Annotated in this window: 18 protein-coding genes; 7 read left to right on the plus strand and 11 right to left on the minus strand. The window is 74.7% G+C overall.

What is annotated here, in order from left to right; genetic code table 11:
• The first annotated feature begins 184 nt into the window (after positions 1-184).
• Positions 185-1,540: a hypothetical protein gene (locus AB0B02_RS28090; protein ID WP_357305254.1), complete on the plus strand. Its 1,356-nt coding sequence runs from the start codon at positions 185-187 to the stop codon at positions 1,538-1,540.
• Here the strand turns inward: AB0B02_RS28090 and AB0B02_RS28095 are convergent.
• The 5 genes from AB0B02_RS28095 to AB0B02_RS28115 all read right to left on the minus strand — a co-directional run bounded on the left by AB0B02_RS28095 (position 1,525) and on the right by AB0B02_RS28115 (position 6,061).
• Entirely contained in the window at positions 1,525-2,277 is a 753-nt protein-coding gene (locus AB0B02_RS28095) for a DedA family protein (RefSeq protein ID WP_281940551.1), read from the minus strand. The genes AB0B02_RS28090 and AB0B02_RS28095 overlap by 16 nt on opposite strands.
• Before the next feature lie 99 nt (positions 2,278-2,376).
• The gene (locus tag AB0B02_RS28100; RefSeq protein ID WP_357305257.1) at positions 2,377-3,798 is read right to left on the minus strand and encodes a protein kinase; all 1,422 of its coding nucleotides are present in this window, start codon (positions 3,796-3,798) and stop codon (positions 2,377-2,379) included.
• A gap of 72 nt (positions 3,799-3,870) precedes the next feature.
• Positions 3,871-4,716: an SAM-dependent methyltransferase gene (locus AB0B02_RS28105; protein ID WP_357305260.1), complete on the minus strand. Its 846-nt coding sequence runs from the start codon at positions 4,714-4,716 to the stop codon at positions 3,871-3,873.
• A gap of 94 nt (positions 4,717-4,810) precedes the next feature.
• Positions 4,811-5,698 carry a helix-turn-helix transcriptional regulator gene (locus AB0B02_RS28110; protein WP_107155467.1) on the minus strand — a complete coding sequence of 296 codons (888 nt, stop codon included), beginning with the start codon at positions 5,696-5,698 and terminating at the stop codon, positions 4,811-4,813.
• 105 nt (positions 5,699-5,803) lie between these two features.
• Positions 5,804-6,061: a DUF397 domain-containing protein gene (locus AB0B02_RS28115; RefSeq protein WP_281940544.1), complete on the minus strand. Its 258-nt coding sequence runs from the start codon at positions 6,059-6,061 to the stop codon at positions 5,804-5,806.
• Between the two features lie 220 nt (positions 6,062-6,281).
• Between AB0B02_RS28115 and AB0B02_RS28120 the strand changes: the two genes are divergently transcribed.
• Positions 6,282-6,917 carry a GGDEF domain-containing protein gene (locus AB0B02_RS28120; protein WP_281940543.1) on the plus strand — a complete coding sequence of 212 codons (636 nt, stop codon included), beginning with the start codon at positions 6,282-6,284 and terminating at the stop codon, positions 6,915-6,917.
• A 61-nt stretch (positions 6,918-6,978) separates the two neighbouring features.
• Here the strand turns inward: AB0B02_RS28120 and AB0B02_RS28125 are convergent, their stop codons facing one another.
• Positions 6,979-7,473: a type II toxin-antitoxin system PemK/MazF family toxin gene (locus tag AB0B02_RS28125; protein WP_281940540.1), complete on the minus strand. Its 495-nt coding sequence runs from the start codon at positions 7,471-7,473 to the stop codon at positions 6,979-6,981.
• A 74-nt stretch (positions 7,474-7,547) separates the two neighbouring features.
• On the opposite strand from AB0B02_RS28125, the gene AB0B02_RS28130 reads away from it, so the two are divergent.
• Complete coding sequence (locus AB0B02_RS28130) at positions 7,548-8,144, plus strand: DUF4291 domain-containing protein (RefSeq protein WP_281940538.1); 597 nt, start codon at positions 7,548-7,550, stop codon at positions 8,142-8,144.
• Between the two features lie 53 nt (positions 8,145-8,197).
• Here AB0B02_RS28130 and AB0B02_RS28135 read toward each other — a convergent pair whose 3' ends face one another.
• Positions 8,198-8,935 (minus strand): class I SAM-dependent methyltransferase, encoded by a 738-nt coding sequence (locus AB0B02_RS28135; protein WP_281940536.1) that lies wholly within the window; start codon positions 8,933-8,935, stop codon positions 8,198-8,200.
• A gap of 106 nt (positions 8,936-9,041) precedes the next feature.
• Between AB0B02_RS28135 and AB0B02_RS28140 the strand changes: the two genes are divergently transcribed.
• The 3 genes from AB0B02_RS28140 to AB0B02_RS28150 are packed head-to-tail and all read left to right on the plus strand — an operon-like array spanning position 9,042 to position 11,461.
• On the plus strand, positions 9,042-9,662 hold the full coding sequence (locus tag AB0B02_RS28140; protein ID WP_357305268.1) for a hypothetical protein: 621 nt from the start codon (positions 9,042-9,044) through the stop codon (positions 9,660-9,662).
• A gap of 26 nt (positions 9,663-9,688) precedes the next feature.
• Positions 9,689-10,201, plus strand: a complete 513-nt coding sequence (locus AB0B02_RS28145) for an NUDIX domain-containing protein (protein WP_281940532.1) — start codon at positions 9,689-9,691, stop codon at positions 10,199-10,201.
• A 42-nt stretch (positions 10,202-10,243) separates the two neighbouring features.
• The gene (locus AB0B02_RS28150; RefSeq protein WP_357305271.1) at positions 10,244-11,461 is read left to right on the plus strand and encodes a hypothetical protein; all 1,218 of its coding nucleotides are present in this window, start codon (positions 10,244-10,246) and stop codon (positions 11,459-11,461) included.
• 72 nt (positions 11,462-11,533) lie between these two features.
• Here the strand turns inward: AB0B02_RS28150 and AB0B02_RS28155 are convergent, their stop codons facing one another.
• Positions 11,534-11,815, minus strand: a complete 282-nt coding sequence (locus AB0B02_RS28155; protein WP_357305273.1) for a DUF2277 domain-containing protein — start codon at positions 11,813-11,815, stop codon at positions 11,534-11,536.
• Between the two features lie 265 nt (positions 11,816-12,080).
• Between AB0B02_RS28155 and AB0B02_RS28160 the strand changes: the two genes are divergently transcribed.
• Entirely contained in the window at positions 12,081-12,833 is a 753-nt protein-coding gene (locus AB0B02_RS28160) for a GNAT family N-acetyltransferase (RefSeq protein WP_281940528.1), read from the plus strand.
• 85 nt (positions 12,834-12,918) lie between these two features.
• Here AB0B02_RS28160 and AB0B02_RS28165 read toward each other — a convergent pair whose 3' ends face one another.
• The 3 genes from AB0B02_RS28165 to AB0B02_RS28175 are packed head-to-tail and all read right to left on the minus strand — an operon-like array spanning position 12,919 to position 21,712.
• A complete protein-coding gene (locus tag AB0B02_RS28165) occupies positions 12,919-18,405 on the minus strand; it encodes an amino acid adenylation domain-containing protein (protein ID WP_357305276.1) in 5,487 nt (1,828 codons plus the stop codon).
• Complete coding sequence (locus tag AB0B02_RS28170; protein WP_281940525.1) at positions 18,405-21,527, minus strand: amino acid adenylation domain-containing protein; 3,123 nt, start codon at positions 21,525-21,527, stop codon at positions 18,405-18,407. The genes AB0B02_RS28165 and AB0B02_RS28170 overlap by 1 nt, the downstream gene beginning before the upstream one ends.
• Entirely contained in the window at positions 21,524-21,712 is a 189-nt protein-coding gene (locus AB0B02_RS28175) for an MbtH family NRPS accessory protein (protein WP_043324625.1), read from the minus strand. Before AB0B02_RS28175 ends, AB0B02_RS28170 begins: the two co-directional genes overlap by 4 nt.

Consider the following 21,712-nt stretch of genomic DNA (forward strand, 5'->3'; position numbering starts at 1 on the left):
TCGCCGGTCCCCACCGGGTCATACGTCTCCGTTTCCACCACGGTTCATTCCGGCGGCGGCCGGTCCGTCAACGATTGACAGCCCTCGACGCCCCGCCTAGGTTCAGATCGCTACCGGCCGGTAGGCATCCGTCCCGCCCCGCCGCCCCGCGCCCCGGGGCGGCACCCGTCCCCGGGGAGCAGCGATGCAGACCTCACCCACCCGCCGGCTGCTCGCCGCCGGCGCCGCCCTCGCGCTCGCGCTCGGCCTGGTCGGCGCGGCGCCCGCGCACGCCGCCGGCCACGACGACGGCAGCCAGCCGCTGCCCGGCTACACCATCGTCAACCCGCCGCTGCCGCCGCTGGTCGTGGACGGCGCCGCCACCACCGTCCGGCAGGGCGTGCACGCGCACGCCGGCTACGTCGTCGAGGTCCCGGCGAAGTGGAACGGCGACCTGGTGATGTGGGCGCACGGCTACCGCGGCCAGGGCACCGAACTCTCCCCCGAGCCGCCCGCGTTCGACCTGCGGCACCGCCTGCTGTCCCAGGGGTACGCCTGGGCGTCCTCCTCGTACGACCGCAACGGCTACGACGTCCGCTCCGGCGTGCTCGGCACCCGGGCCCTCGCCGACCTGTTCGCCCGCACCGTGCGACGGCCGCACCGGGTGCTCATCGCCGGCGTCTCCCTCGGCGGGCACGTCATCGGCCGCTCGCTGGAGCAGTACCCGGGCTACTACGCCGGCGCGCTGCCGATGTGCGGGGTGCTCGGCGACCAGGAGCTGTTCGACTACCTGCTGGACTACAACCTGGTCGCGCAGGCGCTGACCGGCGTGCGCGCCTACCCGCCGCCGGCCGACTACCTGACGAACGCGGTGCCCCGCATCCAGGTGGCGACCGGGCTGGCCGGCCTCACGCCCACCGGCCCGGACACCACCAACGCGCTCGGCAGGCAACTGCGCGCGGTCACCGTGGCCCGCTCCGGCGGCGTCCGGCCGGGCGCCGACGCGGCGTTCGCGGTGTGGAAGGACTTCCTGTTCGGCATCGCCACCACCAACGGCGGCGACTCCCCCGCCCAGCGGCCCGGCCAGCTCGCCACGAACCTGTTCACCAGGTACGCCCCGAACCAGCCGGTGGACCTGAACGCGACCGTGCAGCGGGTCGCGCCGGAGAACCTCCGGCAGCGGCTCTCCCCCGGTCTGACCGAGGTGCCCCGGATCGCCGGCCGCCCCACCGTGCCGGTGCTCAGCCTGCACGGCCTCGGTGACCTCTTCGTGCCGTTCCGGATGGAGCAGGCGTACGCCCGCGACGTGGCCCGGCACGGCCGGTCCCGGCTGCTTGTGCAACGCGCGGTCCGGAGCACGCAGCACTGCGAGTTCAGCCCCGCCGAGGCCGGCGCCGCCTGGGACGACCTGACCCGCTGGGTACGCACCGGCCAGCGTCCGGCCGGCGACCCGGTCACCGATCCCCGGGCGGTGGCGGCGCCGGGCTTCGGCTGCCGGTTCAGCGACCCGGCCGCCTGGACCGCCGGCACCGGCACCCGCCGCCTCTACCCGGCCTGCTGATCGTCGTCGGTGCCGTACCAGCCGCCCCGGTAGACCGTGCCCGACCGGGGCGGCGCGTCCGGTGTGGACCGGCGGTTGCGGCGGACCCGGCTCACCACGAACCAGCCGACGCCGCCCACGACCGCCAGGATGACCACGTTCTGGAGCGTGCCGACGTACGCCTCGACCACGTGCCAGTTCTCGCCCAGCAGATAGCCGGCGAGCACGAACGCGGTGTTCCAGATCAGACTGCCCAGCGCGGTGAAGAGCAGGAACACCGGCACCGGCATCCGTTCCACGCCGGCCGGGATCGAGATCAGGCTCCGGAAGATCGGGATCATCCGGCCGAAGAACACGGCCTTGACGCCGTGCCGCAGGAACCACGCCTCGGTGCGGTCCACGTCCGCCAGCTTGATCAGCGGCAGCCGGCCGGCCAGGGCGCGCATCCGGTCCCGCCCGAGCGCCGCCCCGACGTAGTAGAGCGCCAGCGCGCCCAGCACCGACCCGAGCGTGGTCCAGGCGATCGCGCCGAACAGGCTCATCCGACCCTGGCTGGCGGTGAACCCGGCCAGCGGCAGGATGACCTCGCTGGGAATGGGCGGGAACAGGTTCTCCAGCGCCACCGCGAGCCCGGCCCCGGGGCCGCCGAGGCGTTCCACCAGGCCGGTGACCCAGCCGACGGGTCCTTCGCCGGCCGGCTCCGCGGCCCGCGCGGCACTCACCCGGGGGCCGGCGAGCAGCTGTGCGTTTCCGATCATCCGACCACGGTACGGGGCGACCCGGCCGGCGACCACGGAAAGCGGCACCGGTTACGGCCGAACCGCGGTCACCCGGCCCGACCGTCCGACGCCGGCCGGTCAGCCGCCGCCACGCACCCGGTCGTAGGCGTCGAGCAGTCGGCGCAGCGCGGCGGCGGTCGCGCCGTCGAGCTTGTCGTCGTCGGCCGCGTCCTCGATCCGCTCGTGCAGGTCCTCGACCCGCTTGGCGCGGTCCCTGAGCTTGCCCCGGTCCAGTTCGGCGGCCTTCTTCCGCAGGTCGTCGGCGGTCTTGCGGTCGATCAGCCGGGCCGCCTCGGCGCGGTCCAGCAGGGCGGTGAAGCGATCCGCGAGCTGTCGGGCGGTGACCGGCTCGGCCGCCGCCGACGACGGCGGTACGCGCGTCGGCGCCGGGCGGGCGCTGCTCGACGCGGGCGCGGGCGGTGGGACCACGGCCGGCGGCGTAGCGGCCCGCGGCGTCCCGGAACGGCTGTCGAAGACCAACGCGCCGACAAGCGCGAGCAGCAGCACCACCGCGCCGGCGACCAGCACGCCGGTGAGCCGGTTCGGCGGGACCTCCGGGCGGGTCGGCGGGACCGGGCGGGCCGCCCCGGCGGGCCGCCCGACCAGCGTGGCGGGGTGCGCCACCCGGGCCACCGTGGGCAGGACCGCGGTCGGCGGGTCGACCGGACGGCCCGCGCCGAGCCGGTCGGCGACCCGTGCGGCGGTGGGTCGCCGGGCCGGGTCGAGCGCCAGGCAGGCCAGCACCAGGTCGGCGACGTCGGCGGGCAGCCCGGGCACCCGCAGCGGCGGCACCGGGGGTCGCCGGTCCCGCAGGTCCACCACGTCGTCCCAGGTCCGCACCGGCAGCGGGGGCCGGCCGGTGAGGCTGCGGTAGAGCAGCGCGCCGAGCGCGTACACGTCGCCGGCCGGGTGGGTGGGCCCGGGATCGAGTCGTTCCGGGGCGAAGTAGGCCGGGGTGCCGGCCAGCGGTTCCCCGACCGGCCCGGCGGCCGGCTGGAGCGGGCCGGCCGGCGCGGCGATGCCGAAGTCGAGCACCTTCGCGCCGGTCTCGGTGAGCATCACGTTGGCCGGCTTCACGTCCCGGTGCACCACGCCGATCCGGTGCGCGGCGGCCAGCGCGGCGGCCACCTGCCCGGCCGTCCGGAGCGCGTCCGGCCAGGCCAGCGGCCCGCCGGCCAGCCGGTCGGCAAGTGTCTGACCGGCCACCAGCTCCATCACCAGGTACGGCGTCACCACCCCGCCGGGCAGCGTGGCCTCGCCGTAGTCGTACACCTGGGTCACGTGCGGGTGGGTGAGCCGCGCGGCGGCGCGGGCCTCACGCTGGATGGTGGCGCGCAGCTGCGGGTCGGCGGCGAGCCGGCCGGCGAGCGCCTTGACCGCGACCGGGCGGTGCAGCACCTCGTCGTCGGCGCGCCACACCTCGGACATCCCACCGAGCCCGATGCGCTCGCGCAGGACGTACCGGTCGTGCAGCCGGAGGTCGGGCGTGAACGGCGACATGATCCCCCAGTCTGCCCGGCCACCCCCGGGCCGCACCAACCCGCATCCGGCTCGTGCCGGGCGGCGCGTCGGTCAGGGCTTGCGGGCCACCCCGCCGTACATGCTGACGTCGGCCGCGGAGGGCCGCGGCTCGGGCTCGCCGTCGGCGCGCCACTCGGCCACCGAGCAGACGCCCGGCTCGACCATGTCGAGGCCGGCGAAGAAGCGCACGAACTCGTCCCGCCCACGCAGGTTGATGGTGCCGTGCGGGCCGCCCCGGGCCGCCGCCCTCGCCTCGTTCGCGAGCGGGGCCGGCAGGTGGTCGTGGGTGGCGTGCGAGGCGACCAGGTAGCTGCCGGCCGGCAGCGCGTCCAGCAGCCGGGCGACCGTGCCGTAGGGGTCGTCCGGGTCCGGCACGAAGTGCAGCACCGCGATGAGCATCAACGCGACCGGCTCGGACAGGTCCAGCGTGCGGCGCAGGTCGGGGTGGGCGAGGATCTTCTCCGGGTCGCGCAGGTCCGCGTCGAGGTAGGCGGTGGCGCCCTCGGGTGAGCTGGTGAGCAGCGCCCGGGCGTGGGCCAGCACGATCGGGTCGTTGTCGACGTAGACCACCCGGGCGCGCGGGTCGGCGGCCTGGGCCACCTCGTGCGTGTTGTCCGCGGTCGGGATGCCGGTGCCGATGTCGAGGAACTGCCGGATGCCCGCCTCGGCGGCCAGGTGCCGGACCGCACGCCGCAGGAACCGCCGGTTCTCCAGCGCGCTGAGCCGGATCGTCGGGAAGGCGGCGGCCATCGCGTCGCCGGACTCCCGGTCGGCCTGGAAGTTGTCCTTGCCGCCGAGCCAGTAGTTGTACCGCCGGGCCGGGTGGGCCACCGAGGTGTCGATCCGGTCGGCCGGGTGGCCCGGCTCGGTCGCCGTGCCGCTCGTCTCGCTGGTCAAGGCCGCCTCCACGACTCGCACGCCACCGTTGCGGGGCGGACGTGCGTCCACTGTCTCCGGTCGCCGGTCATGGTATAGCCCGCCGGGGCGGGGGTCAGGCCGGGTAGAGCTCGTCGCGGACCCGGGCCAGCAGCTCCGGGGTGCGCTCCGGCGGCGCGGCCTCGACGCACAGCCGCTCCATCGCCTCGGCGTAGTAGTCGAGGTCGTCGCGCTTGTCGAGGTAGATGGCGCTGGTCAACTGCTCGATGTAGACGATGTCCGGCAGGTCCTCGTCGCCGAAGCGCAGGATGCTGAAGGCGCCGCTGGCGGCCGCGTGCCCGCCGGCGGTGAACGGGACGATCTGGAGCCGCACGTGCGGCGCGGCGGTCGCCTCGATCAGCGCGTCCAGCTGCTCGCGCATCACCGCGGCGCCGCCGATCGGCCGACGCAGCACCGCCTCGTCCAGCACCGCCCACAGCTGCGGCGGGTTGGCGCGACGCAGCAGCTCCTGGCGCTCCATCCGCAGGTCGACGCGCCGGTCCAGCTCCATCGGCGCGGCGCCGCGGTGCCCGAGCAGGATCACCTCCCGCGCGTACGCGGCGGTCTGCAGCAGGCCCGGCACGAACTGCACCTCGTACGTGCGGATCAGCGCGGCGGCGGCCTCCAGCCCGAGGTAGGACTGGAACCAGGCGGGCAGCACGTCGCCGTAGCGGTGCCACCAGCCCGGGCTGTTCGCGTCCCGGGCCAGCTTGAGCAGCGCGGCGCGCTCGTCCGGCGCGGTGACGCCGTAGAGCGTGAGCAGGTCGGCGACATCGCGTTCCTTGAACCCGACCCGGCCCAGCTCCATCCGGCTGATCTTGGACTCGGAGGAGCGGATCTCCCAGCCGGCGCCCTCCCGGCTGACCCCGGCGCCCTCCCGCAGGCGGCGCAGCTGCGCGCCGAGCAGCATGCGCAGCACCGTGGGACCACTTGTCGGTCCACCCTCGACGGGCACCGTGACCACCTGACCGCCCTCGCATCCCGGCTGCTTCCCGACCGGGTGCCCTCCCGGCCGACGAGTAAGCATGCCATGAACCGACAGTGAGGTGAACTCCTCCAGAAGGCGGAATCAGTCCCGCCTACGGGACGGCGGGATCAGGTGGTCGAAGTCCCCGTCCCGGGCGCCGAGCACGAACGCCTCGATCTCGTCCACCGTGTAGATCAACGCCGGCCCGTCGGGGTGGCGGGAGTTGCGTACCGCGATGCCGCTGCCGCCGGGCAGCTCGGCCAGCTCGACGCAGTTGCCGCTGGGATTGCTACGGCGACTCTTCAACCACTGCATCGGGGGCAACTCGGTCACGGGTACGCCGTTCGGGGGCGATTGCATGGGCGTCCTTCGGGAAGAGCCAGCCGAGGCCGCGGGGAGGTGCGGTGGGTGGCGACGTCTGTCGACTGAGGTTTGGAATGCACGTGCATCTGCTATTGCATCTGCAATGGACAGCGAGCATGATAACCGAACTACGGTGTGCCGGGTCGCTCACTTTCGGTGACCTGAACCCGGCCCTCGGAAGCCGCTGCGCGCGGCCGGGGACTGGTGAGGAGGGCGCGTGCCGGATCCGATGACCGTCGCCTCCGGCATCTCCGCCGCCGGCGCGCTGCTCTCCGCCTGGCAGCTCCGTCGCCGGGCCGTACGCGCCGAGGCCGAGCTGGAACTGCTCCAGGCGGAGCTGGCCGCCGAGCGGCACGCCGCCAGCCACGACCCGCTCACCGGGCTGCCCAACCGCCGCGCCTTCTTCCGGCTGGCCGCCACCCTGCTCACCGATCCCGCCGGGCAGCCCCTGGTGGCGGTGGTGCTCGACCTGAACGGCTTCAAACAGATCAACGACCGCTACGGGCACGCCGCCGGGGATCAGGTGCTGGTCAGCGTGGCCCAACGACTGGCCGCCTTCGCCGGCAACAACCTGGTGGCCCGACTCGGCGGTGACGAGTTCGCCGGCCTGCTGGCCAGCCCCACCGCCGACCGGCGCTGGATCGAGCACGCCACCCGCCGGCTCTGCGAGGCGCTGGCCGCGCCGATCCCGCTCGGCGGGCGCAGCATCCGGGTCACCGCCTCGGTCGGGCTCGCCCCGGTGCACGGCCCCGCCCAGCTCGCGGACGCGCTGTGCCGCGCCGACGCCGCCATGTACGAGGCGAAGACGCTCGGCGCCGTCCGCCCGCCACGCCAACTCGTCGCCGAGCACTGACCCGCCCCACGGTCAGCGCCGGCCGGTCCTCCGGGCGGGCGTGGACTCCGGGCCGGGTGGCTCAGCGCCAGCCGTAGCCGGAGCGCAGCGCCTGGCCGACCCGGTCGAACCGGGGCCGGTCCAGCACCGCGCCCTCCCGGCGGATGCTGTCCTCGCGCATGGTGAGCACCCGGTCCAGGCGGACCCAGCTCGGCCGTCGGTCCCGGTCCCACTCCCCCGGGCCGAGCGACAGCCAGTGCCGCTGGCCGTCCCGCTCGCCCTGACTGGACAACATCAGGCCGAACAGCGTGCGGCTCTGTCGGCCCACCACCAGCACCGGCCGGTCCTTGCCCTGCCGGGGGTCGTCCTCGTAGGGCACCCAGGTCCAGACGATCTCCCCGGGATCGGCCTGCCCGTCCGGCTCCGGCGCGTACGACAGCTCGCGGCGCTGCAACGCGCTGACCTGGCGCCGGCGCGCGACCTGGGCCGGGATCGGTCCACCCGGGCGAGCCGGCGCGGCGGCGCCCCCGGTGATCCGACCCAGCCGGGACGCCACGTTCCTCAACAGACCTGCCACGGCCGGCAGCCTAGCGGGTCGGCGCGCGGGGGAAACCGGTGGCGGCCCACCGCCCGGTTCGCCACCATGCAGCGGTGACCGTTCCCCGCCACCAGATCCGGGCCGCCTTCACCGACGGCACCGTCACCGTCTACCAGGCGTACCCGGCGGAGATCGCCGACGCGGCGCTGGCCGCCGGCCGGTTCGTGCCGCCGTTCAAGCGGGAGCGGATGACCTGGATCAAGCCGTCGTTCCGCTGGATGATGTACCGCTGCGGCTGGGCGCTCAAGCCCGGCCAGGAACGGGTGCTCGCGGTCGAGATCAGCCGCGCCGGGTTCGAGTGGGCGCTTCGGCACGCCTGCCTCAGCGACCACGACCCGCGGCTGCACCCGCACCGGGACGCCTGGCGCAGCGCTCTACGGGCCAGCCCGGTCCGCGTGCAGTGGGACCCGGAACGGTCGCTGCGGCTGGCCCCGCTGGCCCACCGGTCGGTGCAGGTGGGACTCTCCGGCGAGGCGGTCCGGCGGTACGTCGACGAGTGGCTGGTCGGCCTCACCGACGTCACCGCGCTGGCCCGGTCGGTGCACGGCCGGCTCACCGCCGGCGACGAGGCCGGCGCGGCGGCGCTGCTCCCGCCGGAACGGCCGTACCCGTTGCCGCCGGAGGTGGCCCGCGTGATCGACGCCGACTGACCCGTCCGGGCCGGACCGGCGGCACCCCGGCGCGCGGTCCGGGCGGCGGGCGGTCAGCCCGGGCGGCGGGCCAGGACGAGCGTGGTGCGCAGGTCCAGCAGGACCGTGCCGCCGAAGCCGTCGACCGCGGCGCCGACCGCGGCGCGGACCCGCTCGCGCAGCTCCGGCGGGCGGCGCAACTGCGGTGAGAACGTGTCGACAAGCCGCAGGTAGGCGGCGGTGTCCAGCGGCACCGACCGGCGGAACCGGGACAGGCGCAGGTCGGTGAAGCAGCCGCTGTCGGCGATGTCGTCGTGGAACCAGCCGTCGGCCCGGTCGCCCCGGTCGTCCGGGTCGGCGGCGGTGAACGCGGCCCGGATCGCCTCGGCCTGCGCCGCCTCGACGTAGGCGTAGCGGTGGCTGAGGACGGCGAGCGTGCCGCCGGGACGCAACGCGTCGTGCGCGCGCCGGTTGCGGGTGGCCGGGTCGAGCCAGTGCCAGGCCATCGCGCAGGCCAGCACGTCGACGCCGCCGGCCGGCGGGGGCCACTGCTCGAAGCTCGCGGTCACCACGTGGACGCCCGGGAACCGCTCGGCGAGCACGCCGGCCATCCGCGCGTCCGGCTCGACGCAGGTCGTGGTCGCGCCGAGACCGAGCAGCACGGCGGTGGCCAGCCCGGTGCCGGCGCCGATCTCGACAAGCGTGCCGGGTTCGCCGCCGTGGTAGTCCCGGATCGCGTCCGCGAGCGCGGTCGGGTAGCCCGGTCGGGCCTCGTGGTAGGTGCCGGCCGTCTCCCCGAACAGTTGCGACATGGCCGCCATCCTCCCAGATCCGGACGGTGTCGGATGACCGTCACGCGCCACGCTCGGTCCACCCGCCTCCGGTCGCCACGATGGCAGAGGGGTGAGGGGGACGACCGTGGGTGCATTCCTTCAGGCGCTTGTCACGAAGGTGGCCGAGGAGCTGCTGAAGCTGCTTCTCGGGTGGCTCGCCCCGACGGTGCTGCGGTCCGTGCCGCACCCGGCCCCGCCGGACTGTCCGCGCTGCGGTGGGTACGGCGTGGCACGGTGGGCGCCGCGGCGGGCCACGACGGTGTTCGTGCTCGGCGTGATCGTGTTCGGGTGGGGATTCACCGCGACCGTGCTCGGCGTACCCGTGGTCGTGCTGCTGGTCGCGGTCGGGGTGCGTACCGCGTGGGCGGGTGACCCGGCGGCGGCGCTGCCGGCCCTGGCCGCGCCGCTGGGCCTCGCGGTGTCCGGGGCGGTGATGCTCGCGGGCGCCGCCGCGATGGCCTGGTACCACAGCTTTCCGCCGCGGCTGTGCCGGCGCTGCCACGGCCGGTGGCCCCGGCGGGACCGGGCGGAGTACCTGCGGATGGTGCGGTCGGTGGTGTTCGCCTGCCGGTGCGGCCAGCGCCTGCGCGCGCCGGAACGGCCGCCCGGCGTCCGCGTGCGCTGTCCCCGTTGCGGCGCCGAACAGGCCGCGCCAACCGTGGCGGCACGCGCCACCCGGGTCCCCTTCCGCTCCCGGAGGCGCTGAGCGGGACCCTGTCTACGCTGCCCGGCATGGAGCTGCCACGCGATCTGCCGCTGTTCGAGCGCCGCGCCGTGCGGCTGGTGGTGCTCGACACCGCCGACCGGCTGCTGCTGTTCCACACCCGCGACCCGGAGCATCCCGACCTGGGCGTGTGGTGGGAACTGCCGGGCGGTGGGCTGGACCCGGGCGAGACGTACCGGGAGGCGGCGGTGCGCGAGCTGCGCGAGGAGACGGGCATCGTGGTCGCGCCGGAGGAGATCGGCGCGCCCACCTGGCGGCGGCGGGCCAGTTTCCGGCACCGGCAGCGCCGGCACCTCCAGGACGAGGTGGTGGTGCCGGTGCGGCTGCCCGGGCCGGGGCCGGACGTGGACGGCGCCCAGCGGATGGACTACGAGGTGGAGGACTACTTCGGATTCCGCTGGTGGCCGGTGGCCGAGGTGCTCGCGGAGCGGCCACGCTGCTATCCCGGCCGACTGCCGGAGCTGCTGCCGACGTTCCTGGCCGGCGAGGAGATCGACGAGCCGTTCGAACTGTGGTCCTGAGCCGGCGTGCCGACGGGCCCGGCAACCGGCAGAGTGGGACGGGTGAATCCACTCCACACCCCCCTGGCCCGGTACGCCGAGCGGCTGCACACCGCCGCCGGCGACACCCACCACGTCGCGTCGCCGCTGGGCGCCTGGCTGCTGCTGGCGCTCACCGGTCCGGCCGCCACCGGGCAGGCCCGGGCGACGCTCGGCGAGGCCCTCGGGGTCGACCCGGACGACGCCGCCGCGTCGGCCCGCGCGCTGCTGGGCGCGCCGCACCCGATGGTCGCCGCGGCCACCGCGCTGTGGGAGCGGACGCCGTTCGAGGAGTTGACCGAATGGCGGGCCGGGCTACCCGGGCGGACCGAGCGCGGACCACTGCCCGATCAGGCGGCGCTGGACGCGTGGGCCCGGGAACGCACCGGCGGCCTGGTGCAGCGGTTCCCGGTCGACGTCGCGCCGGAGACGCTGCTCGTCCTGGCGAGCGCGCTGGCCACCCGGGTGTCCTGGGCCGACCCGTTCGAGCTGGCGCCGGCCGGGGAACTGGGCGCGGGCAGCGCGTGGGCCGGCCGGCTGCGGCAGGTGCTGCGGACGCCCCCGGTCGGGCACCGCTGCGCGGTGGTGGGCACCGAGCGGGCCGGGGACGTCGCGGTGCACGTGGCGCCGGCGCGCGCGGGCGACGACGGCGCCGGGATGCTTGTGGTGTCCGTGGCCGCCGCGCCGCAGGTGCCGTCCGACGCGGTGCTGGCCGCCGCGCAGCAGGTGGCCGTGACCGCCGCCGTCGCGCCGGACGGGCCGGTGCCCGGGCAGCGGTCGTTGTTCGACCTGCCGCTGGGCGAGAGCCCGCTCTGGACGGTGCGTGAACAGCCGACCCGGACGTTCGCCCGGGACGGCCGGGAGGAGCGCGCCACCGCCGTGCTGCCGTGCTGGGCGGCGGAGAGCCGGCACGACCTGACGTCGGCCGGGTTCGGCTTCGACGCGGCGGCGCGGGCGCTGGGGGGACTGCTCGGGTTGGCCGAGCCGCCGTTCTCCGCGGCGCAGTCGGCGGTGGCCCGGTTCGGCCGCTACGGCTTCGAGGCCGCCGCGGTGACCGCGTTCGGGATGGTGGCCGGGCTGCCTCCGGAAGGTGTGGCCCGGGTCGCCGACCTGCGCTTCGGCCACCCGTACGCGGTGGTGGCGGTGGCCACGGACACCGGCGGCGGCCCGTGGCACGCCCTGCCCGTCTACTCCGCGTGGATCACGGACCCGGCGGAGGTGCCCGCCGACGAGGCCGCCTGACGGGGGCGGCTCATTCCCCCGGGCCGACGGGTCGCGTTCCGCGGCCCCCGGGTCGGAGGGCGACGGATCGGCTCAGGACGCCGTCCGGGGTCCGTACCGCTCGGCGGCACGCGCCCTGGCCTTCGCGGCCTCCACCTCGCGATCCTTGGACGGCGCCGTCGTCACGAGGCTGTCCAGCAGGGTGCGGGTGGCCGCCGTGACGGCACGGACCGCCTCGTCGAACGCCGCCTGGTTGGCCGCGGACGGCCGGGTGGCGCCGCTGACCTTGCGCACGTACTGCACGGCGGCGGCTTCGATCTCGTCATCGGTCGCGGGCGGCTCGAAGTTGTGGAGCACGCGAATGTTCCGGCACATGCCTCCACCATGCCAGCCCCCACCGACACCCGCACCGACCGAGGCTTGACAGGCCGCCGCCGGCTGCGGCACCGTTGCCCCGACCACGCGATCGGCGTGGCACTGCGCATGAGGGAATGACGCCTGTGATCCAGGTGGGCCGAGCGGCCGCCTGAGTGTCGACCGCGCGACGGATGACCTGTCGCGCCGTACGGCAACGGTTCGGCGGTCCGACGCGTGTCCGTCCGCCGTCGTTTCTCTCCCGCATCGAGGTTTTACGTTGATCATGGATGCTCGCGTCCAACAGAGCGTCGTCGCCACCCTGTCGACGCGACCCGCGGCCCTGGAAGTCGGGCCGTTCGTGGTGGGTATCGACCCGACCACGGTCAGCCCGCACATCAACTACGCCACGCCGCGTCCGGGCGAGGCCGTCACCGCGGCCGACGTCACCGCGCTGGTCGACGCCTTCCGGGCGGCGGGTCGTCGCCCCCGCCTGGAGTACGTCGCCAGTTGCGCCCCCGCCCTGGAGTCGCTGCTGCTCGCCGCCGGGTTCGTCCCGGAAGCCCGGCACACCTACCTGCTCTGTGTGCCGGACACCCTGCGGACACCACCCACGCCCGACGACGTCGCACTGATCGAACCGGCCGACGACGGCCAGCGGGCCGCGCTGATCGGCGCGCAGAACGACGCCTTCGGCCAGGCCGCGGCGGCCTCCGCCGCGGACGTCGCCCGGCTCCGGCGCCAGCAGGAGGCCGGCGGCGTGGCCGTCATGGCGGTCACCGGGTCCGGCGCCTGCGCGGGCGGCGGCGGGGCGGCCCGGCCCACCGACGGGGTGAGCGAGGTGGCCGGCATCGCCGTCCGCGAGCCCTACCGCCGCCGGGGGCTGGCCGGCGCGATCACCGCCGAGACGACCCGGCGACTCTTCGACGCGGGCGCCGAGGTCGCCTGGCTGGAGGCCGGCGGCGCGGAGTCGTGGCGGGTGTACCAGCGCGTCGGTTACCAACCCGCCGGTGAGCGGCTCTACATCGCCTTGAACTGAACGACCCGACGATCAAGGAGTTCGCGTCGGCCCCGGGCTCGGGAACCGACGCGAACTCCTTGATCAACCGCGTGGGGTGGGTGGGTCAGGCCGGGACGGGCTCCCGGGTCTCCGCCTTGGCGGCCAGGCGCTTCTCCCGCTCCTGGGCGCCGATCAGGTCGTCCGGCAGGGAGTCCTCGACCTCCAGGTCGAAGCGACGCAGCAACCGGATCCCGAAGCCGCCCAGGGTGATCAGGATCAGGATCACCCCGAAGCAGACGTACGCGAAGCCGATGCCCCGGCCCGGACCGGTGCCGATCACCGCGCCCACGCTGCCGGCCAACGACCCGCCCGGGGCGAGCATCGGCTCGAACAGCGCGGTGGCGGCCGGCGCCAGCAGCGCGAACCCGATCGGCAGCGTGGACCACGAGATGGTCTGGTTCAGGCTGAACACCCGACCGTGGAAACGCTGCGGCACCTTCACCTGGACGATGGTCGCGTAGATCGACTGCGCGGTGGTCATCGCCATGGCCAGCCAGCAGAAGCCCACGCAGATCATCACGATCGAGGCGTCCAACCCGATCAGCACGCAGCCGATCGCGGTGCCCAGGTTGCCGATCAGCACGCCGATCATCCGGCGCTTGCGCGGCCCGCCCCACAGCGACATCAGCACGCCGCCGAGCACCGCGCCCACCGCCTCGGCGAGCGCGACCTGCGCCACCTGGGTCGGGCTGCCGAACGACAGCACCAGCGGGGTGGTGAGCACCAGCGCCGGGGCCAGGAAGATGTTGCCCAGCGCGAAGTAGCCGAGCATCAGCCGGAACCCGCGGTGCTGCCACGAGTAGCGCATGCCGTTCGCGATGGCCACCAGCAGCCGTTCCCGGGGGCGCCAGCCGAGCAGGTCCGGGAAGCGGACCACGGCCAGCGTGAGCACCGCGACCACATAGCTGGCCACGTCGACGATCAGGATGCCCTTGAGTTCGATGGCGGCGAGCAGGCCGGCGGCGAACGCCGGCATGAGCAGCGTGGCCACGCCGGTGGAGAGCTGGGTGATGCCCATCGCGTGCCCGAGGTAGCGCTTCGGCACGAGCTGCGGCACCGCCGACTGGAACGCGATCCGTTGGAACGACCCGGCCACCGAACTGAACGCCACCAGCAGGTAGATGTGCCAGAGCACCAGGTTGTCGGTCCACAGCAGGGCGGCCAGCACCAGTTGCACCGAGCCGGCGACGGAACTCGCCAGCATCATGATCCGGCGCCGGCTGACCCGGTCGACCAGCGCGCCGGCCACCGGCAGCATGAGCACGCCGCAGATCAGCGCCAACGCCCAGAGCAGACCGAGGTCGGCCACCGAGCCGGTGCGGTTGAACAGCCAGATCGGCAACGCGAACGCGGTCAGCGCCGACCCGGTGCTGGAGACGAGCTGCCCGATCGTGACCGCCAGGAACCGGCCCATGCTCGGCTTGACCGTGGTGGTCGGCTTGCGGTCCGCGCCGACCCGGAGCATGTCGTGCACCGCCCAGCCGGCGTCCTCGCCCCGGGCCGCCGGATCCAGTCCGGTGAGGTCACCGGCCACCACCGCCGGATGCGCGCGGGTGACGATCTCGGCCAGCTCCTCGGCCCGGTACTTCAGGAAGAAGTGCCCGGCCTGGTCGAGCACCACCAACCCCAGCGTGTCGCTGAGGAACTGCCACTCGGCGTACCGCTCGCGGTAGTAGTCGGTGACCGGGTCCTCGGAGCCGACCACCGAGATGATCGGCGCGCGCAGCTTCGTCGCCTGCCGGTCCAGCAGCCGGGTGAAGTACTCCTCCGAGGCGCGGGAGTCGGCCCGCATGTTGCTGATGATCCGGTCGGCCTGCTCCGGGTCCAGCTCGTCGGTGTCCACGCCCATCGACTTGAGCCAGCTCGCGTAGTGCTTGTTGCTGCGGAGCTGCTCCAACCGGTTGCGCGCGGCGGCGAACGGGCCCTTCGGACGGGCGAACGGGAACATCGCGCCGATGTAGACGGCGGCCAGGTCCCGGCCGGCCGCCTCCACCTTGCGGGCCACCTCGGCGACGATCGCGCTGCCCACGCCGCAGTGGCCGTAGAGCGCGATCGGGCCCTCGACCCGCTCCACGATCTCGTCCGCGACCCGGGTGGTCAGCTCGTCGAACGGCAGCGCGTCCTCGGTGAGACCGACGTCGTGGCCGGGGATGGCGAGCGACCACAGTCCGTACCCGGCCGGCAGCGCGTCCGCGAGCGGCTGGTAGACGATGGCGCTGCCGCCGCCGTACGGGACGCAGACGTACGTCAGCACCCGCTTGGCCACCGGGATCGGCTTGGTCAGCTCGTAGAGCAGCCGGCGTGGCCCCTCCTGGGTGGCGTCGCCGGAGATGAACGCGGCCAGGTCCCGGATGGTGCGCTTCTGGAACAGGTCCATCACGCCGACCGCCCGGCCGCCCAGCTCCGCCTTGCGGATCTTGGCGACCACCTGGGTGGCGAGCATGGAGTGCCCGCCCAGGTCGAAGAAGTCGTCGTCGATGCCAAGCGTCTCCACGCCCAGCACCTCCGACCAGATCGCCGCGAGGGCCCGCTCGGTGTCGTCCCGCGGCTCGACCAGCGCCACCGACGCCTCGCGGGTGACCACCGGCGCGGGCAGCGCCTTGCGGTCGAGCTTGCCGTTCGGGGTCAGCGGCAGCGCGTCGAGCGTGACGAACGCGGCCGGCACCATGTACTCCGGCAGCGTGTCCTTGAGCGCCGCCTTCAGCGCGGCGTGCTCGGCCGCCCCCACCAGGTACGCGGTGAGCCGCTTGTCGCCCGGGCTGTCCTCGCGGACGATCACCGTGGCCTCGGTGACGTCGGGCTGCTCGCGCAGCGCGCTCTCGATCTCGCCCAGCTCGATGCGCAGGCCGCGCAGCTTGACCTGGTGGTCGATCCGGCCGAGGAACTCGATCACCCCGGCGCCGTCCGGCCCGACGACCCAGCGGGCCAGGTCGCCGGTGCGGTAGAGCCGGGCCCCCGGCTCGAAGGAGAACGGGTCGGGAACGAACTTCTCCGCGGTCAGCGCCGGCCGCCGGTGGTAGCCGCGGGCCAGGCCGACGCCACCGAGGTGCAGCTCACCGGCGACGCCGACCGGGCACTGCGCCCCCGACGCGTCGAGCACGTGCAGCCGCAGGTTCGCGATCGGCGCGCCGATCGGCACGCTCGTCACCTGCGCCAGCCGCTCCGGCTCACACGCCCAGGAGGTGACGTCGATGGCCGCCTCGGTCGGGCCGTACAGGTTGTGCAGGCCGCACCAGGGCAGCCGGGCGGTGAAGTCGACCGCCGAGGTCAGCGGCAGCTCCTCGCCGGAGCAGATCACCCGCCGCAGCGCGGTGGCCGCCTCCACGCCCTCCTCGGCCAGGAACACGGTCAGCATCGACGGCACGAAGTGGGTGGTGGTGATCCGCTCGGACACCAGCAGGTCGCGCAGGTAGCCGGCGTCCTTGTGCCCGCCGGGCTTGGCCAGCACCAACCGGGCCCCGGTGCGCAGCGGCCAGAAGAACTCCCAGACCGACACGTCGAAGCTGGCCGGCGTCTTCTGGAGCACCGCGTCGTCGGCGCCGAGCCCGTAGGTCCGCTGCATCCAGTCGAGCCGGTTGACGATGCCCCGGTGGGTGTTCGGCACCCCCTTCGGGCGGCCGGTGGAACCGGAGGTGTAGATGACGTACGCCAGGTGTTCCGGCCCGGCCACCGGCGTCGGGTCGGTGACCGGCTGGTCGGCCCAGACCGACGCGTCGTCGAGGTCGAGCACGGTGGCGGTGGTGGCCGGCAGCACGTCACGCAGGTGCGACTGGACCAGCACCACCGGCGCGTCCGCGTCGGTGACCATGAAGGCCAGCCGGTCCGCCGGGTACTCCGGGTCCAGCGGCAGGTAGGCGCCGCCGGCCTTGAGCACGCCGAGCAGGCCGGCGACCAGCTCGACCGAGCGTTCCGCGCACACCCCGACCAGCGTCTCCGGGCCGACGCCGGCCGCGCGCAGCCGGTGCGCGATCCGGTTGGCCTCGGCGTTCAACTCCGCGTACGTGCGGCTGGTCCCGTCGATGGTGACCGCGACCGCGTCCGGGGTGGCGGCGGCGCGCTCCTCGACCGGGCCGTGCAGCGTCTCGTCGCGGGGGAAGTCCCCCGCGGTGTCGTTCCAGCCGGCGAGCAGCTCCCGCTCGACGTCGGACAGCAGCGGCAGCCGGGACACCGGAGTGTCCGGCGCGGCGACGATCGCGTCCAGCAGCGCGGTCCACCGCCGGGCCATCCGCTCGACCGTGGCCCGGTCGAACAGGTCCGTGTTGAAGACCAACTTGCCCCAGAGCCCGTCGACGGTCTCCACCGCGTGCAGCTCGAAGTCGAACCGGGTGGCCTGCAACTCCATCGGGGTCCACTCGAACGTGACCTCGTCGGAGCGGGACACGCCGCGGAACCGGCCCATCTCGTAGTTCTGGAGCACGAACATGGTCTGGAACACCGGCGAGCGGCTCACGTCGCGCGGCAGGCCCAGCTCGTGCACCACCTTGGCGAACGGCACCTCGGCGTGCTCGAAACCGTCGAGCACGCTGCGCCGGGTGCGGGCCAGCAGCTCGGTGAAGGTCGGGTCGCCGGCCAGCTCGGCGCGCAGCGGCAGCATGTTGATGAACATGCCGACCACGTTCTCCAGCTCCGGCGCGGACCGGCCGGCCACCGACGCGCCGACCGCGAAGTCGTCCTGACCGGCGTGCCGGGCCAGCAGCACCTGGTACGCCGACAGCAGCGTCATGAACAGCGTGCCGCCGCTGTCCCGGGTGAGCGCGTTGAGCGCCTCGGTGGCCGCCGGGTCGAGCTGGAACTCGACGAAGTCGCCCCGGTAGGTCTGGGTGGCCGGGCGGGGCCGGTCCAGCGGCAGTTCCAGCGGCGTGATGCCGGCGAGGCGCTGCTTCCAGTAGTCGACGTGCGCCCGGGCCTGCGGCCCGTCCAGCTCCTGGGCCTCCCAGACGGCGAAGTCGCCGTACTGGATCGGCAGGGCCGGCGGCTCGCCGCCCCGGTACAGCGTGATCAGGTCGCGCAGCAGCACGTCCACCGACCAGCCGTCACCGACGATGTGGTGCTGGCCGAGGAACAGCACGTGGTCCTCGACGGTCAGCCGGATCAGCAGCGCGCGCAGCAGCGGGCCGTGCGCCAGGTCGAACGGCTCGGCCGCCGCCGCGTCGACGAGCGCCTGCGCGGCGGTCTCGTCGGCGGCCTCCACCACGGTCAGCGGCACGTCCGGGGTGTCGGCGACCACCACCGTGGGGCGGCCGTCGGCGTCGGCCGGGAATCGGGTGCGCTGCGACTCGTGCCGGGCGGCGAGCGCGGCCAGGGCCGCGCGCAGCGCGTCGACGTCGAGCGGTCCGCGCACCCGCAGCGGCACCGCGATGTGGTACGCCGCCTCGCCCGGGGCGAGCTGGTCCATGAACCAGACCCGCTCCTGGGCGTAGGACAGCGGCACCGGCGCGCCGTCGGGCCGGGGGGTGATCCGGGCCGCGGGGGCGGACTGGCGGGCGCGCAACCGCTTGGCGATCAGCGCCTGCCGGGCCGCCTCGCGGGCCGGATCCTTCAGGTCGGTCATCAGTTGGTTCCCTCTTCCGCCGCGAGCAGCGCGGCGACCTCGGAGTCGGAGAGGCCGTCGAGTTCGGCGGCGATCCGCTGCTCGATCTGGCCGGCCAGGTCGGCCACCACGGGGCTGGAGAACAGCGCCCGCATGGGCAGGTCGACGTCCACCTCGGCGCGGATCCGGGCCATCGCCCGCATGCCGCGCAGCGAGTTGCCGCCGAGCGCGAAGAAGTCGTCAAGCGCGCCGACCTTCTCCACCTGGAGGATGTCGGCGTACACCTCGGCGACCAGCGCCTCGGCCTCGGTACGCGGGGCGACGTAGCTGTCCTCGGCCGGTTCGGTGGCCGCCGGGGCGGGCAGCGCGGCGCGGTCCAGCTTGCCGTTGGGCGTCAACGGCAACGTGTCCAGTCGGACCAGGGCGGCCGGCACCAGGTGCGCCGGCAGCTCGCGGGCCAGTTCGGCGCGGACCGAGTCGGAGTGCGCCGGGCCGACCAGGTAACCGACCAGCATCGGCTCGCCACCGTCGGTGCGCACCGCCGCGGCGGCGGCCCGTACGTCCGGGTGGGCGAGCAGCGCGGCCTCGACCTCGCCCAGCTCGATCCGCATGCCCCGCACCTTGACCTGGTCGTCGCGGCGGCCCAGGTAGTCGAGCGTCCCGTCGGAACGCCAGCGGGCCAGGTCGCCGGTGGCGTACATGCGTGTGCCGGGCGGGCCGTACGGGCAGGGCAGGAAGCGCTCGGCGGTGAGGCCGGGCCGGTCGTGGTAGCCGCGGGCGAGCTGCGCGCCGGTGACGTACAGCTCGCCGACCACGCCCGGTGGGACCGGCTGACCGGCGGCGTCGAGCAGCAGCGCGCCGGTGTTCCAGGTGGGCGTGCCGATCGGCACCGGGCCGGGCGGGACCGGTTCGCCGGGGGCGATCCGGGCCGCGACGCAGCCGACGGTGGCCTCGGTCGGGCCGTACTCGTTGACCACCGCCACGTCGGGGTGCGCGGACCGCCAGCCGGCGAGTTGCTCGCCACTGAGCGCCTCGCCGCCGATCACCAGGTCGACCGTCGGCGACAGCTCGCCGTCGAGCAGCGGCAGGTGGCTCGGGGTGACCTTGAGGAAGGACGGCCGGCCACCGGCCCGCGCGGCCGGGGAGTCGATCGCGGCGAGCCGCACCGTGCCGCCGGCGGTGAGCGTGCCGAGCAGGCCGGTGACGGTGAGGTCGAACGAGACCGGCGAGTGCAGCAGCGCGGTGCCGGCCAGCCCCGGATAGGTCGCCCGGGCCCAGGCCAGGTAGGCGGTCACCGCCCGGTGCTCGACCACCACGCCCTTCGGGCGTCCGGTGGAGCCGGAGGTGTACAGCACGTACGCCGGGTGGTCGGGACGCAGCGGGGCGACCCGGTCGGCGTCGGTGAGGTCGTCGCCGGGCTGGTCCGCGCCGATCTCCCCGTCGAGCACCAGCGCGTCGCCGGGCACCGACGCGGCGGTGTCCGCGGTGGCCACCACCAGCGCCGGAGCGGCGTCGGCCAGCAGGTAGGCGATCCGCCCGGCCGGGTACGCGGTGTCCACCGGCACGTACGCGGCGCCGGACTTGAGCACCGCGAGCATCGCCACCACCAGCTCGCAGGAGCGGGGCAGGGCGAGCGCGACCCGGGTCTCCGGGCCGGCCCCGCGCGCCACCAGCAGCCGGGCCAGCCGGTTCGCGGCGGTGTTCAGCTCGGCGTAGCTGAGCGTCACGCCGTCGCAGACCAACGCCGGCGCGTCCGGGGTGGCGGCGGCCTGCCGCTGCACCTCGTCGGTGACGGTGGCCGCCGGCAGGTCGTGCGCGGCGCCGGTCCCGGCGCGCAGCACCAGGTCCCGCTCGTCGTCGGTGAGCAGCGGCAGCGCGCCGACCGGGCGGTCCGGCTCGGCCACCGCGGCGGCGAGCAGCCGCACGTAGCGCCGCGTCACCGTCTCCGCGGTCGTGCGGTCGAACAGCGCGGTCCGGTAGACCAGGCGGCACTCCCCGGTGGTGATGTCGAACGCCAGGTCGTCCTTGGTGGTGCCCAGCTCGACCGGGTCGAGGCCGGAGTCCGGGATCCAGTTCAGCGCGGTCTGGAAGATCGGCTGCACGGACGGGTCACGCTGCGGGTCCACCGCCTCGACGATCTTCTGGAACGGGGTCTGCCCGTGTTCCATGGCGTCGATCAGGCCGTTGCGCACCCGGCCGAGCAGGTCGGTGAAGGTCGGGTCGCCGGAGACGTCGCAGCGCAGCGCCACCGGGTTGACGAACATCCCGATCAGCGACGCCAGCTCCGGGTTGTCGCGGCCCGCGGTGGAGACGCCGACCACCACGTCGGTGTCGCCGGAGATCCGCGACAGCAGCGCCGCGAAGCCGGCCAGCAGCACCATGTACGGGGTGGCCTGCGCGCCGACCGCCAACGCGGCGACCCGGTCGAGCAGCCCGTCGGGCAGCGGGAACCGCACCTCGTCGCCGGCGAAGCCGAGCTGGGCCGGGCGGGACCGGTCCAGCGGCAGGCCGGTGACCGCCGGGGCGCCGGCCAGGTGGCCGGTCCAGAACGCGAGCTGCCGGTCCAGTTCGTCGCCGGTGAGCTGCTGCCGCTGCCAGACCGCGAAGTCGGCGTACTGGATCGGCAGCTCCGGCACGGCGGGCTCGGCGCCGGTGCGCGCGGCCTCGCAGAACGCGGCCAGTTCGGCGTGGAACAGCACCGCCGAGTGGCTGTCGAAGACGGCGTGGTGCGCCACGAACGCCAGCGCCCAGGCGTCGTCGAGGCGGAACAGCCGGGCCCGCCACGGCGGCGGCGCGTCCAGCGGGATCGGGGTGCGGCCCAGCTCGGTGCGGAGCCGCTCGAACTCGGCCAGCCGCTCGCCGGCCGGCAGGTGACTCAGGTCGGTGGTGGGCAGCGGCACCGGCTCGTGGGCGCGCACCACCTGCACCAGCGCACCGTCGTCGACGCGCAGGTGGGTACGGAGCGCCTCGTGCCGGGCCACCACCCGGTTGACCACGTCGCTCGCCGCCTCGGCGTCCATGTCGGCCGGGAAGGCCCACGGGATGGAGACGTTGAACACCGGCGAGCCGGCGTCGAGCTGGTTGGCCATCCACACCCGCTCCTGGGCGTACGAGGCCGGGAACGTCCACTCCCGCTGGCTCATGAGAGCGCCTCGCGTACCGAACGGGGGCGCATGTCGGTCCAGACCTCGTCCACGTGGGCCAGGCACTCCTCGCGGCTGCCGGCGAAGCCGGTGTCGTGCCAGCCGGCGGGCAGTTCCCGGTCGGCCGACCAGATCGAGTACTGCTCCTCGTCGTTGCGGACGACCAGGAATCGGGATTCGGCCAT

The sequence above is a fragment of the Micromonospora sp. NPDC049240 genome (genome assembly GCF_040647835.1).
GTDB lineage: Bacteria > Actinomycetota > Actinomycetes > Mycobacteriales > Micromonosporaceae > Micromonospora.